The sequence below is a fragment of the Streptomyces sp. NPDC085596 genome (assembly GCF_044541565.1).
In the GTDB taxonomy this organism is placed as follows: Bacteria; Actinomycetota; Actinomycetes; order Streptomycetales; family Streptomycetaceae; genus Streptomyces.
On the sequence record NZ_JBITTC010000007.1, the window covers coordinates 69,863 to 82,945 of the forward strand.

General features: G+C 72.3%; 9 protein-coding genes and 1 pseudogene. 3 read left to right on the forward strand and 7 right to left on the reverse strand.

Annotated features, from left to right (window positions below; genetic code table 11):
- Positions 1–5: 5 nt before the first annotated feature.
- The 4 genes and pseudogenes from ACIGA3_RS21015 to ACIGA3_RS21030 all read right to left on the reverse strand — a co-directional run bounded on the left by ACIGA3_RS21015 (position 6) and on the right by ACIGA3_RS21030 (position 3,472).
- Entirely contained in the window at positions 6–281 is a 276-nt protein-coding gene (locus ACIGA3_RS21015; protein WP_399717759.1) for a DUF1876 domain-containing protein, read from the reverse strand.
- A gap of 91 nt (positions 282–372) precedes the next feature.
- Positions 373–1,293: pseudogene (locus ACIGA3_RS21020) on the reverse strand (NAD(P)-dependent oxidoreductase); the annotation flags it as partial.
- Between the two features lie 85 nt (positions 1,294–1,378).
- Entirely contained in the window at positions 1,379–2,500 is a 1,122-nt protein-coding gene (locus ACIGA3_RS21025; protein ID WP_399717760.1) for an FAD-dependent oxidoreductase, read from the reverse strand.
- 126 nt (positions 2,501–2,626) lie between these two features.
- Positions 2,627–3,472 (reverse strand): EamA family transporter, encoded by an 846-nt coding sequence (locus ACIGA3_RS21030; protein ID WP_399717762.1) that lies wholly within the window; start codon positions 3,470–3,472, stop codon positions 2,627–2,629.
- Between the two features lie 161 nt (positions 3,473–3,633).
- On the opposite strand from ACIGA3_RS21030, the gene ACIGA3_RS21035 reads away from it, so the two are divergent.
- A complete protein-coding gene (locus ACIGA3_RS21035; RefSeq protein ID WP_399717764.1) occupies positions 3,634–3,996 on the forward strand; it encodes a hypothetical protein in 363 nt (120 codons plus the stop codon).
- Between the two features lie 54 nt (positions 3,997–4,050).
- On the opposite strand, the gene ACIGA3_RS21040 is transcribed toward ACIGA3_RS21035, so the two are convergent.
- Together ACIGA3_RS21040 and ACIGA3_RS21045 are read right to left on the reverse strand one after the other, a co-directional pair.
- A complete protein-coding gene (locus ACIGA3_RS21040) occupies positions 4,051–6,255 on the reverse strand; it encodes an MMPL family transporter (protein WP_399717765.1) in 2,205 nt (734 codons plus the stop codon).
- Between the two features lie 104 nt (positions 6,256–6,359).
- Complete coding sequence (locus ACIGA3_RS21045) at positions 6,360–6,959, reverse strand: TetR/AcrR family transcriptional regulator (RefSeq protein WP_399717768.1); 600 nt, start codon at positions 6,957–6,959, stop codon at positions 6,360–6,362.
- A gap of 179 nt (positions 6,960–7,138) precedes the next feature.
- Here ACIGA3_RS21045 and ACIGA3_RS21050 point away from each other — a divergent pair, with 179 nt between their 5' ends.
- Positions 7,139–10,429, forward strand: a complete 3,291-nt coding sequence (locus ACIGA3_RS21050; protein WP_399717771.1) for a S41 family peptidase — start codon at positions 7,139–7,141, stop codon at positions 10,427–10,429.
- Between the two features lie 128 nt (positions 10,430–10,557).
- Positions 10,558–12,732 (forward strand): RNA polymerase recycling motor ATPase HelR, encoded by a 2,175-nt coding sequence (gene helR, locus ACIGA3_RS21055; RefSeq protein WP_399717774.1) that lies wholly within the window; start codon positions 10,558–10,560, stop codon positions 12,730–12,732.
- Between the two features lie 70 nt (positions 12,733–12,802).
- Here helR and ACIGA3_RS21060 read toward each other — a convergent pair whose 3' ends face one another.
- Positions 12,803–13,009 carry a hypothetical protein gene (locus ACIGA3_RS21060; protein WP_399717777.1) on the reverse strand — a complete coding sequence of 69 codons (207 nt, stop codon included), beginning with the start codon at positions 13,007–13,009 and terminating at the stop codon, positions 12,803–12,805.
- Positions 13,010–13,083 lie beyond the last annotated feature (74 nt).

Genomic DNA, 13,083 nt, shown 5'->3' on the forward strand with positions numbered 1-13,083 from the left:
CTCGATCACACGTGGATCGCGTGCGAGATGCGCCCGGAGTCCTCGTCGATCTCCTCGTGCGCCTTGGTCAGCAGGCGCATGGCCAGTTCGTTCAGGGCGCGGGCGCCCGCGATCTCCTCGCCGACCCTCGGCTGGTTGGCGTCGACACGGTGCCGGGTGGCGTGCCCGTGCGCCCGTACCTCACTGCCGTCCGGCAGCCGCACCAGTGCCACCGCGCGTGTGTGCTGGTCGTCCTCCTCGAACTCCAGCTCGATGTGCCAACCCACAGAGTTGTGCATCACCACGACCACCTCCGAAAACCACCGTTTCCCTGCTTCCAGGGTGCGCTCGCGTGCGGTGAAGTTCATGTCGGCCGGTGGTGTCCGGTGGTGTTCAGTCCGCCGTCTTCTCCTCGAAGCTGGCGAAGTACGCCGCTGCCATGTCCTCGTCGGCGTGGCCCTGGGAGGCGGCGCGGGCGAAGCGGTCGGCGGTCGCCTCGGCCAGGTCGAGGCGGACACCGCCCCGCTCGGCGGCGGCCACGATCAGCCGGGCGTCCTTCTCGGCGGTGGCCACGGCGAAGGAGGCCGGGGACAGCCGGCCGTCCAGTACCAGCGCGGACTTGGCCCGCAGATAGCCCATGTCCAGCGGGCCGCCCTCGATCAGGTCGAAGAACGAGCGCGGGTCGACGCCGAGGGCCTGGGCGAGGGCCAGCACCTCCCCGGTGGCCGCGGTGACCGCGAGCACCCAGTTGTTGGCGACCAGCTTGAGCCTGCTGGCGCTGCCCTCCGCGCCGTCCTCGCCGGTCCACACCGTGCGGGAGCCGACCGCGTCGAGGACCGGCGCGAGGGTGCTCCGGCCCGCCTCGGGCCCGGCGGCCAGCACGGTGAGCTGGCCGTCCTCGGCGGGCTTGCGGGTGCCGAGGACGGGGGCGTCGTAGAACTCCAGGCCGTGTTCGCGGGCGAAGGCGGCGAGGCGGCCGGTGAGTTCGGTGCCGGCGGTGGTGCTCTGCACCCACAGCGTGCCGGGGCGCAGCGCGGGCGCGGCCTCGCGCATCACGTCCAGCACGGTGTCGCCGTCGTACAGCATGGTCAGCACCACGTCCGCGCCCTCGACCGCCTCGGCGGGCGTGCCGGTGACCCGGACGCCGTCCTCCGCCAGCGGCTCGGCCTTGGCGCGGGTGCGGTTCCAGGCGCGTACGGGGAGCCCGGCGGCGGCGAGGTTGCGGGCCATGGCGGCGCCCATGATGCCGGTGCCCAGCACGGCGACGGTCGGCCGGTCGGTGGCGGTCATACGGTGGCGCTCCTTCTCTTCGAGGTGTCGTCGGGGCTCTCGCCGAGGCGTCGTCGATCATGCCCCTCGCCCCCATCCTGCCCGCAAACCCCGCCCGGCCCGCCGTGGCTCAGCGGGCCTGCTCGTCCTGCGTGAAGAATTCGATCAGTTCCTCGGACGTGGGCTTGTGGTGGGCCTCGGCGGCGGCGTCGGCGCTGCGCGGGAACAGCACCCGCTCGTACGCGGCGAGCGCGGCCTCGGTGTCGCCGGGGTGCGCGGCGAGCGCCTCGCCGAGTTCGGCGCCGTCCAGCATGGCGAGGTTGGCGCCCTCCCCGTTGGGGACGGAGAGGTGGGCGGCGTCGCCGACCAGGGTCACGCCGGGTACGCGGTCCCAGCGGTGGCCGATGGGCAGCGTGAAGTGGGGGCGCAGGAGCGGGGCGGTGTCGGACCCGGTGATGAGGGTGGTGAACTCCGGCGCCCAGCCCTCGAACTCCGCCGCGACCCTGGCGGTCGACCCGGCGAGGTCGGTGAAGTCGATGTCCGCGAACCAGTCCAGGGGCCTGGTGAGCGTGACGTAGGCGTGGACGGTCTCCCCCTTCTCACGGTGCGCCCCGATCCACCGCCCGTCCCCGTCCGGGTCGACCGCGCCGAACATCCCGCCGCCGACCATCTTGGCGACGGCGGGGTGCCGGGTCTCGACGTCGAAGAGGTAGGTCTCGACGAACGCCTCGCCGGCGTACTCCGGGACCGCGTCGGAGAGCAGCGGCCGGACCCGCGACCAGGCGCCGTCCGCGCCGACGAGGAGGTCGGTCGTGACGGAGGTGCCGTTCGTGAAGGTCACCTCGTGGCTGCCGTCGGCCAGGGTGCGGGCGCCGCTGACCTTGTGGCCCCAGTGGACGGTGCCCTCCGGGAGCGAGTCCAGCAGCATCCGCCGCAGCTCACCGCGCTCCACCTCCGGCCGGCCGCCGGTGCCGTCGTCGGCCTTGTCGAACAGCAGGGTGCCGTCCCGGTCGAAGAACCGCATCGCCTGGCGGCCCTCCAGGACGATGGCCCGGAACTCCTCCATCAACCCGGCCGCCTCGACCGCCAGTTGCCCGTTGTAGTCATGGATGTCGAGCAGCCCGCCCTGCGTACGCGCGGCCGGCGACGCCTCCGCCTCGTACACGGTGGCCGCCATCCCGTGCACATGCAGCACCCGGGCCAGCGTCAGCCCGCCGAGACCGGCACCGATGATCGTGACGTGGTGGGACATGGCTTCTCCTCGCTGAAGGTCTCCCGCCGAGCACTCACCCGACCGGCACCCCCAACGTCCCAACCCGACCCGACACCCCACCGACACCCACCCGACAGCCCCGACAGCGGGCCGACAGGGCCGGCTTCACCCCGCGTGCAGCATCAGCCCGATTCCCACCACCAGCAGCCCCGCCGCCGCGATGCGCGGAGCGCCGAAGCGTTCCTTGAAGAACAGGGCTCCGATGGCCGCGCCGACGATGATCGAGGATTCGCGGAGGGCGGCGACGGGGGCGAGCGGGGCTCGGGTCTGGGCCCAGAGGACCAGGGCGTACGCGGCGACGGAGAGGACCGCGCCGATGAGGCCGAGCGCGGCGTACGGCTTGAGCCGGCGGACCATGTCGCCGCGTACGCGGACGTACATGTAGGCGGGGATGAAGGCGCCCTGGGCGGCCATCAGCCAGGCGATGTACCCGAGCGGGGTGTCCGCGTGCCGTACGCCGATGCCGTCGAGCACGGTGTACACGGCGATGGTGAGGCCGGTGGCGACGGCGGCGCCGATGGCCCTCCAGTCCGGCCGGCGCCCCCGCAGCCCCCACAGGCTCACCCCGGTCAGCCCGACGCACGACACGGCGACCCCGGCCGCCGCCCAGCCGCCGGGCACCTCGTGCGCGAACAGCGCGGCCAGCACGGTCACGACGAGCGGCGCGGTACCGCGCGCGATCGGGTACGCCTGCCCGAAGTCCCCGAGCCGGAAGGAGGTCATGAGCAGCGCGTAGTACGCGACATGCACCCCGGCGGAGATCAGCAGATACGGCCAGGCGGGCCCGGCCGGCAGCGGAGCGAACAGCGCCATCACCAGCCCGACGACCAGGCCGCCCCCGGCGATGAGCGTGAACCCGGTCAGCTTGTCGGTGATCCGGTGCGCGATGGCGTTCCACCCGGCATGGGTGAACGCGGCCAGCAGTACGGCGGCGGTGACGAGCGGCGTCACCGGTCAGGACCAGTCGTCGTCATACCCGGCACGCTAACGGATCACTGCGTGGCCTGTGCAAGGGGTTGGTCCGGGCCGCCCGGCCGCCATCACCCGAACAAACCCGGCCAGTTGCACGGAGTCACTGACCTGAGCGAAGCAACCCCCCTAAGCTGCGGAGCATGAATCGGATCGAGGGCGCTCGACTGTTCCGGGAAGCCTGGATCGCCGGGGTCCGCCGCCACTTTCCCGGTGAGCCCGAGCCTGGATTCGTCACCCCGTGGGAGGACGTCCCGCAGTGGGAGCGGGAGGTCGCGGGAGTGGTCGCGTCCCGCATCCAGGGCCTGATGGAAGTCAGCGAGGGCACCGCCGCCAAGCTGTCCCGCGAGCAGAAGGGCCGCTTCGTCGCCATCTGCTGGGCCACCGAGGTGAGCGAACAGTGCACCGACCCCGAGCCCGCCCAGATCGCCGAGTGGCCCGACCTGCCTCTCTGGCACCAGGAGACGGACGCGGACATCTTCGAGGCGCTCGAGAAGACCGGATGACGGCGGACGGCCGGTGAGGCACTCGCCCCACCGGCCGTCCGCCGTCGAACACCCTCAGGCGCGGACCAGTTCGCGGTCCTCGTCCGGGTCGGACTGCGTGCGCAGGCCCTCGCCCTCGACGTCCACGTTGGGCAGGGCGCGGTCGAGCCAGGCCGGGAGCCACCAGGCGCGGCGGCCGAGGAGGGCCAGGACGGCCGGGACGATGGCCATGCGGACGATGAAGGCGTCGAAGAAGACGGCGATGGCCAGGCCGAAGCCGATCATCTTGATCATCGACTCGCTGGAGCCGATGAAGCCGGAGAAGACGGCGATCATGATGACGGCGGCGGCGGTGACGACGCGGGCGCTGTAGCGGAAGCCGGTGACGACCGCCTGGCCGGGGTTCTCCCCGTGGACGTACGCCTCACGTATCCGGGTCACGAGGAACACCTCGTAGTCCATGGCGAGTCCGAAGACCACGCCGACCATGAAGATCGGCATCATCGACATGACCGGCCCGGTCTGCTCGACGTTCATCAGGCCGGACAGCCAGCCCCACTGGAAGACCGCGACGACCGCGCCGAGGGCGGCGAGCACGCTGAGCAGGAAGCCGAGGGCCGCCTTCAGCGGGACCAGGATCGAGCGGAACACCACGATCAGCAGCAGGAAGGCGAGGCCGACGACCAGGGCGAGGTACGGCAGCAGCGCGTCGTTCAGCTTCTGCGAGACGTCGATGTTCATCGCCGTCGCCCCGGTGACCAGCAGCGTCGCGTCCGTCGCGGAGGCGATCGAAGCGCTCTTGCCCCGGATCGCGTGCACCAGGTTCTCGGTGGTGGCCGAGGACGGCTGGGACTTCGGTACGACGGTGATGATCGCGGTGTCGCCCGCCTTGTTGGGCGTCGGCGGGGTGACCGTGACGACGTCCTTCAGGCCCTTGATCTCGTCGCCGACCTTGGCGAACGCGGCCTTGGAGTCGTCGCTCCCCTTCGCGTCGACCACGACCATCAGCGGGCCGTTGAAGCCGGGGCCGAAGCCGTCGGAGAGCAGGTCGTAGGCGCGGCGCTGGGTGGTGGAGACGGGCTGGGAGCCGTCGTCGGGCAGGCCCAGTTCGAGCGAGGCGGCCGGGACGGCGGCGGCACCGAGGCCGACGACCCCGAGCAGCAGCACGGCGACCGGGCGCCGGACCACGAAACTCGCCCAGCGGGTACCCATGTTGGGGCGTCCGGACTTCTTCGCGGCGCGTCCCCCGCCGAGCAGCTTGCTCTTCTCCCCGGCCGGCTTGACCGTACGGCCCGCGTATCCGAGCAGCGCCGGGATCAGGGTGAGCGCGATCAGCACGGCGATGGCGACCGTGCCCGCGGCGGCGACGCCCATCTTGGTCAGCATCGGGATGTTGACGACGGAGAGTCCGACCAGCGCGATGACGACGGTCAGGCCCGCGAACACCACCGCCGAGCCCGCCGTGCCCACGGCCCGGCCCGCGGCCTCCTCGCGCTCGCGGCCCTCGGCCAGTTCGGCGCGGTAGCGGGAGACGATGAAGAGGGCGTAGTCGATGCCGACCGCGAGGCCGATCATCGTGGCCAGGGTGGAGGTGGTGGAGCCCAGGTCGAGCGGGTTGGCGAGCGCGGCGATCGTGGAGACACCGATGCCGACACCGATGATCGCGGTGAGCAGCGGCAGCCCGGCCGCGATGAGCGAGCCGAAGGTGATGACGAGGACGACGGCCGCGATGGCGATGCCGATGACCTCGCTGGACCCGGTCTCGGGCGCGGTGGTGAGCGCGTCGCCGCCGATCTCGACGGTCAGCCCCGCGTCCCGGGCGTGCCCGGCGCTCTCCTTGAGGGCGTCACGGGAGGAGTCCTCCAGCTCCATCCCGGAGACCTTGTACTTCACCGAGGCGTAGGCGATGGTGCCGTCCCGGCTGACCGCCTGCCCGGTGTACGGGTCGGCGACGGAGGCGACCTCGGAGCCGGAGCCCAGCTCCTTGACGGTCTTCTGGACGGCCGCCTTGTTGCCGGCGTCGGTCATCTTCTGGCCCTCGGGGGCCTTGAAGACGACGCGGGCGGTGGCGCCGTCGGCGCTCATGCCGGGGTAGCGCTGTTCCAGCAGGTCGAAGGCGCGCTGCGCCTCGGTGCCGGGGATGGAGAAGGACGAGTTCCCGGCGGGCGGCGCGGAGGCCGCGCCCACCCCGGCGAGGGTGAGCAGCGCGACCCACAGCAGGGCGACGAAGTGCCGTCGCCGGAAGGCGAATCGGCCGAGTTTATAGAGATACGTGGCCACGAGGGCGTACTCCCGGTCAGGTCGTGAAAAGCGTCTGGGCAGGGGTGGTCAGCCCGGCGACGTGAGCGGTGACGTCAGGTGGTGGGCTTGCGGGGAGAGGTGGGTCAGCTGGTGGGGACGCCGAGGGCGGGGAGGACCACGGCGTCGATGTAGGAGCGCAGGAAGTCCTGCGTGGGCGGCTGCTCGTCGATGAGCGCCCGGGTGGCGAACGCGCCGATCATCATGTGCACCACGAACGGCAGCGCCGGGTTGTCCGGGGCCACCTCGCCCCGGTCCACGGCCCGTCCGACCATCGCGCGCAGTGCGGTCATCTCGGGCTCGACGAGCTGCTCCCGGAAGGCCGCGAGCAGGTCGGGGTTGTTGTGGACGGCCATGGCCAGGCCCCGCATCAGGGCGCTGTTCTGCTCCATGGCGCAGTCGTCCTCGTGGCCGACGACCGCGTGGAAGTCACCGCGCAGCGAGCCGGTGTCCACGTCGGAGATCCGGCCGGGTTTGCTGTGCCGGATCGCCCTGGCGACCAGTTCGGCCTTGCCGCCCCACTGGCGGTAGAGCGTGGCCTTGCTGGAGCGGGTGCGAGCGGCGACGGCGTCCATGGTGAGGGCGTCGTAGCCGACCTCGCGGAGCAGGTCGAGGACCGCCTCGTACAGCTCGGCCGCGCGCTCGGGCGTGATCCTGCTGCGACGTGCGGTGGCGGCATCGGTCATCCGCCTCACCTCTCCCGCTTCGACTGACACGGCTCCCGTGCGGGACTCCGTACAGGATGAAGGTACCCCAGCCATCTGCGAAACGAAACGGTTTCGTACGGGCCCGGGGCGTGTCCTGCGTCACGGGGTGCCGGGCCGCACGAGTTGCTGTGCCCCTCGCGCCGGAAAAGCATGGATAGGTGAGCTATCTGCGGCTTCCCCACATCAGCGACGATCTGCTGTGCTTCGTGGCCGAGGACGACCTCTGGCTGGCGCCGCTCGACGAACCGGGCCGCCCCTGGCGGCTCACCGCGGACCGCACCAAGGCCGGACACCCCCGCTTCTCGCCCGACGGCAAGCAGATCGCCTTCACCAGCTGGCGCAGCCTGGTGCCCGAGATCCACCTCGTGGACGTGGCCGGCGGCCCCGCGCGGCAGCTGACGTACTGGGGCAGCGCCGACACCCAGGTGAGCGGCTGGACGCCCCCGGACCAGCACGGGAACAGCGACATCCTGGCCGTCGCCTCGCACGGGCAGCCCTTCTCCTACTTCACCTGGGCCCACAAGATCGGCACGGACGGCGGCCCCGGCGGACGCCTGCCCTGGGGCCCGGTCGGTGACATCCAGGTCGCGGACGTGGCCGGTGAGCACCAGACGCTGCTGCTCACCGGGACGCCCCCGCACGAACCGGCGTCCTGGAAGCGGTACCGGGGCGGCGCCATGGGACGGCTGTGGCTCCAGGGGCAGCGGCTGCTGGAGGACATCGACGGCCAGCTGGCCTCCCCGATGTTCGTCGCCGGACGCATCGCCTTCCTCTCCGACCACGAGGGCATCGGCAACCTCTACTCCGTCGCCCCCGACGGCACCGACCTGCGCCGCCACACCGACCACGACGCCTTCTACGCCCGGCACGCCTCGACCGACGGCGAGCGGGTCGTCTACCAGTGCGCCGGTGACATCTGGATCGTGGACGACTTCTCCCCCACCGGCACCTCGCGCAAGCTGGACATCGACCTGGGCGGCTCCGCCCCCGGCCGCCGCCCCTACCAGGTACCCGCCGCGCACAACGTGGACGGCCTCTCCGTGGACGAGACCGGCCGGGCCAGCGCGGTCACCGTCCGGGGCAGCCTGTACTGGCTCACCCACCGCGACGGCCCCGCCCGCACCATCGCCGACACCCCCGGCGTCCGGGTGCGCCTGCCGGAGATGCTGGGCTCGACCGGGCAGCTCGCCTACGTCACCGACGCCGAGGGCGACGACGCGGTCGCCATCGCCCAGCTCCCCCGCGCCACCGGCGGCCGCGAGCCCCGGCTGCTCGGCGAGGGCAGGCTCGGCCGGGTGCTGGAGCTGGTCTCCGACCCGGAGGGCGAGCGCCTGGCCGTCGCCTCCAACGACGGCAGGCTGCTGCTGATCGACGTGGCCGAGAACACCGAGAACACCGAAGACACAGCGGGCACCAAGGGCCCGGAGCCGGGCACCGTCACCGAGCTGATCCGCTCCGACAACGGGCCCGTCCGCGACCTCGCCTTCTCCCCCGACGGCGCCTGGCTCACCTGGTCCCACCCCGGCATCGGCCGCTCCCTGCGCCAGATCAAGCTGGCCCGCATCAAGGACCGGATGGTCGTGGACGTCACCAACGGCCGCTTCGAGGACGAGAACCCCGTCTTCACCAGCGACGGCCGCTACCTCGCCTTCCTCTCCTGGCGCGGCTTCGACCCGGTGTACGACGTGCACACCGGCGACCTGTCCTTCCCGCTCGGCTGCCGCCCCTACCTGGTCCCGCTGAACTCGGCCACGCCCTCCCCGTTCGCGCTCAATCCCGAGGGGCGTCCGGCCGCGGGCGGGCTCGATCCGCTGGAGGCGGGGTCCGGCGAGGGCGGCACGGTGACCGTGGAGGTGGAGGGGCTGGAGAACCGGGTCACGCCGTTCCCGGTGATGTCCTCCAAGTACTCGGCGCTGCGCCCGGTCGCGGGCGGCGGGCTGGTCTGGCTGCGCTGGCCGATCTCCGGCGCGCTGGGCGAGACCTTCGTCAACCCGGCCGACATCAGCGGCCGGCCCACGCTGGAGCACTTCAACATCAGCAAGGCGAAGAAGTCCGAACTGGTCGGCCATCTCGACTGGTTCGAGGTGAGCGGCGACGGCACCCGGCTGGTCGTGGTGGACGAGGGCGACCTGCGCGCGGTGCCGGCCACCGAGCCCGGCGACAGCGACAGCACGGTCTGGATAGACCTGCGCCGCATCCTGCACGAGGTGGACCCGGCCGCCGAGTGGCGGGGCGCGTACTCCGAGGGCGGCCGGATCATCCGGGACTACTTCTGGGACCCCGGCATGTGCGGGATCGACTGGGCGGCGATCCTGGAGCAGTACCGCCCGCTGGTCGAACGGGTCACCTCCCCCGACGAGTTCGCCGACCTGATGCGTGAAGTCCTCGGCGAACTGGGCACGTCGCACGCCTATGTCACCCCGGCCCGGCGCAACGAGGGCCCGCCGCACTACCAGCGCCGCCAGGGCCTGCTGGGCGCCAACTTCGTGTGCCGGGACGGCTCCTGGATGGTCGCCCGCATCCTGGACGGCGACTCCTCCGACTCCCGCGCCCGTTCCCCGCTGGCCGGCACCGGCATCCGCGAGGGCGCCGTGCTGACCCACGTCAACGGGCGTCCGGTGGACCCGGTGACCGGGCCGTACCCGCTGCTCGCGGGCTCCGGCGGCACCACCGTCGACCTCACCTTCACCCCGCCGGCGGGCGAGCCGGGTCCCGCCCGCCGGGTCGCCGTGGTCCCGCTGATCGACGAGCGGCCGCTGCGCTACCAGGACTGGGTGGCCAAACGGCGCGAGGTGGTACGGGAGTTGAGCGGTGGAAAGTGCGGCTATCTGCACATCCCCGACATGGGCGGCTCCGGCTGGGCCCAGTTCAACCGGGATCTGCGGCTTGAGGTGTCCCGGCCGGCGCTGATCGTGGACGTGCGCGGCAACGCGGGCGGGCACATCAGCGAGCTGGTGATGGAGAAGCTGACCCGGACCATCCTCGGCTGGGACCTCACCCGGAACGAGCAGCCGGTGTCGTACGCCTCCAACGCGCCGCGCGGGCCGGTCGTGGCGCTCGCGGACGAGGCGACGTCCTCCGACGGCGACATGATCACCGCCGCGTTCAAGCTGCTCGGGCTCGGCCCGGTGGTCGGGCAGCGCACCTGGGGCGGGGTCGTCGGCATGACCGGTCGGCACCGGCTCGGGGACGGCACCGTCATCACGGTGCCGATGAACGCGGCCTGGTTCGACGAGTACGGCTGGTCGGTGGAGAACCGGGGCGTCACCCCGGACCTGGAGGCGCTGCGCACCCCGCTGGACTGGGCCGAGGGCCGCTACGCCCAGCTCGACGACGCGGTGGGGCTGGCGCTCGACATGCTGGAGACGACCCCGGCCGCGGTACCGCCCGACTACAGCGACGTACCGGACCGCTCGCGGCCCAAGCTGCCGCCGCGCGAAGAGGGGTGAGGCCGGAGGTGTGCACACTCCCCGCCACTTACAACGTATAGCGCAAGGGGGGCCTTGCGGCAAGGCCCCCCTCATGGCGCAGAATCGCTGGTCAAGCCCAGAACCTGCGGAAATGAGTGATCCACGACATGTGTGCGCGTCCCGTGCTCGAGTCCGCGCCCGAGTCCCGCGCGTTCGAGCTGCCCGCCCGGCTCGCCGCGAAGGCCGACCCGGCACTGATCGCCGCTGACGAGCGGCACTTCGCGGACATCGCCGCGAGCCTGGAGCAGACCATCGCCGAACTCTCCGAGAACCTCGATCGCCTGCGCCGGGCGCCCGGCGGGGCGGGCCGGGAGGTGCTGGAGCGGGATCTGGAGATCCACCGGCTGACCGCCCAGTTGCGGGCTCTTCGCCGCTTCGGCCTCGACCTGTGCCTGGGCCGCATCGTCCACGCCGACGACGCGGAGAACGCGGCACCGATGTACATCGGACGCCTCGGCCTCACCGACAGCACCGGCCGCCGCCTGCTGATCGACTGGCGCTCCCCCGCCGCCGAACCGTTCTTCGCCGCGACCCACGCCCACCCGATGGGTCTGGCCAGCCGCCGCCGCTACCGCTGGACGCGCGGCCGGATCACCGACTACTGGGACGAGGTGTTCACCGCCGACGGCCTGGAGAACCACGCGGCGCTGGACGACCAGTCCGCGTTCATCGCCACCCTGGGCGGCAACCGCTCGGAGCGGATGCGGGACGTGCTGGCCACCATCCAGTCCGACCAGGACGCCATCATCCGGGCCTCCTCGCGCGGCGCCCTCGTGGTGGACGGCGGCCCCGGCACCGGCAAGACCGTCGTCGCCCTGCACCGCTCCGCCTACCTGCTCCACTCCGACCCGCTCCTCGGGCACCGCCGGGGCGGTGTGCTGTTCGTCGGCCCGCACCAGCCGTACCTGAACTACGTCGCCGACGTACTGCCCAGCCTCGGCGAGGAGGGGGTACGCACCTGCACCGTGCGGGACCTGGTCGCGGAGGGCGCCGGGGCCGGCGTCGAGACCGATCCGGAGGTGGCCCGGCTGAAGTCGTCGGCGGAGCTGGTGAAGGCGATCGAGAAGGCGGTGCGCTTCTACGAGACCCCGCCCACCGAGCCCATGACCATCACCACCCCCTGGGCCGAGCTGCACCTGACCGCCGCCGACTGGGCCGAGGCGTTCGAGGCCGCGGAGGCGGGCGTACCGCACAACGACGCCCGCGACCTGATCTGGGAGGCGCTGGTCACGATCCTCCAGGACCAGCTCAAGGAGGAGGTCCCGCCCAAGCTGTTCCGCCGGGCCCTGGCCGCCGACAGCGAGCTGACCGGCACCCTCCGGCGCGCCTGGCCCCTGCTCGAAGCGGCCGACCTCGTCGGTGACCTGTGGACGGTGCCGGCCTACCTGCGGATGTGCGCCCCCTGGCTCACCCCCGACGAGGTGCGCCTGCTGCGCCGCGCCGACCCCCAGGCGTGGACGGTGTCCGACCTGCCGCTGCTGGACGCGGCCCGGCAGCGGCTCGGGGACCCGGAGACCTCGCGGAAGAAGCGCCGACAGGCCGCCACGGTGGCCGTCGAGCGGGAGCGCATGGCCGTCGTCATCGACAGTGTGATCGCGGCCGACCCCGACGGCGAGGGCGCGGTGACCATGCTGCACGGCCAGGACCTCAGGGAGAGCCTGGTCGACGAGGACGCGCTGCCCGCCATCGAAGCGGACGCGCTCGCCGGACCGTTCGCGCACATCGTCGTGGACGAGGCACAGGAGCTGACCGACGCCGAGTGGCAGATGCTGCTGCTGCGCTGCCCGTCCCGCAGCTTCACCATCGTGGGCGACCGTGCCCAGGCCCGGCACGGCTTCACCGAGTCGTGGCGGGAGCGGCTCGCGCGGGTCGGCCTCGGCCGGGTCGAGGTGGCCTCGCTGAGCATCAACTACCGCACCCCGGAAGAGGTGATGGCGGAGGCGGAGCCGGTGATCCGCGCCGCCCTCCCGGACGCCAACGTACCGACCTCCGTCCGCGCGAACGGCATCCCGGTCACGTACGGCCCGGTGTCGGACCTGGACTCCGTGCTGCACGACTGGCTGGCCGAGAACGCCGAAGGGACCGCCTGTGTCATCGGCGATCCCGCGTTCGAGGAGCGCCCCCGCGTCCGGTCGCTGACGCCGGAACTGGCGAAGGGGCTGGAGTTCGATCTGGTCGTCCTGGTGGACCCGGAAGCCTTCGGCGACGGCATCGAGGGCGCGGTGGACCGCTATGTGGCGATGACCCGCGCGACCCAGCGACTGGTGGTGCTGAGCGCCTGATCGTGCGCCGGGGCGGGGCGCCCGGACGTGCCGGGTGCCCCGCCGCGTGGCTTACGCCGGATCTGCCGCGTCAGGCGGTGTGGTCCGGGTCGAAGCGGTCCTCCACCTCGCGCGCCCCGCCCTCGGCGCGGTCACGCTGGGGCTGGTGGGCGCGCTCCTGCTGACCGCGCTCCTGCTGGCCGCGCTGGCCGGCCTTCTCGCGGGCCTGGCCGGCCTTCTCCTTGGCCTGGTCCTGCATCTTGCGGGACTTCTCCTGGAACTGGTCCTTCATACCCATGTGGGTTCACATCCCTGGTGAGACGGTTGCGGCCCTCGGTGGGGCCTCGACCAGATTCACACGGGCGAACACCC

Excerpts from the sequence above, each read along its gene's own strand:
- ACIGA3_RS21025 (WP_399717760.1), bottom strand. The coding sequence starts at position 2,500 with ATGTCCCACCACGTCACGATCATCGGTGCCGGTCTCGGCGGGCTGACG.
- ACIGA3_RS21035 (WP_399717764.1), top strand. The coding sequence starts at position 3,634 with ATGAATCGGATCGAGGGCGCTCGACTGTTCCGGGAAGCCTGGATCGCC.
- ACIGA3_RS21045 (WP_399717768.1), bottom strand. The coding sequence starts at position 6,959 with ATGACCGATGCCGCCACCGCACGTCGCAGCAGGATCACGCCCGAGCGC.
- helR (WP_399717774.1), top strand. The coding sequence starts at position 10,558 with ATGTGTGCGCGTCCCGTGCTCGAGTCCGCGCCCGAGTCCCGCGCGTTC.
- ACIGA3_RS21060 (WP_399717777.1), bottom strand. The coding sequence starts at position 13,009 with ATGGGTATGAAGGACCAGTTCCAGGAGAAGTCCCGCAAGATGCAGGAC.